This window comes from Bradyrhizobium sp. Kon58, from assembly GCF_055807455.1.
Map to the genome: position 1 here is coordinate 1 of NZ_JBVVOT010000337.1, position 297 is coordinate 297.

Consider the following 297-nt stretch of genomic DNA (forward strand, 5'->3'; position numbering starts at 1 on the left):
TCGACAGTTTTGATTTTCGCAAAGTGGCGCAGTATGGCGAGGCGGATATCGACCGCTTGATGAGCGACCCCGGTATCGTGCGCAACCGGGCGAAGATTGTTTCCACTATCAACAACGCACGCCGGGCCTGCGAGCTGGTGAGCGAGACCGGTTCGCTGGCGCATTGGCTGTGGTCGTTCGAGCCCGGCTCAGAGGAGCGCCCGGCGGTGGTGGACATGGCCTACTGGACGGCCAACCCGACGTCGGCGGCGTCGGTGCGGTTATCCAGGGCCCTGAAGAAACGTGGCTGGACCTTTG

The 297-nt window shown here is 63.0% G+C and carries 1 protein-coding gene; it reads left to right on the plus strand.

Going from position 1 to position 297, the window contains the following annotated elements:
* Nucleotides 1-297 (plus strand): DNA-3-methyladenine glycosylase I (locus AC0L20_RS40685; RefSeq protein ID WP_473295775.1); only part of this gene is annotated, 297 nt, incomplete at both ends.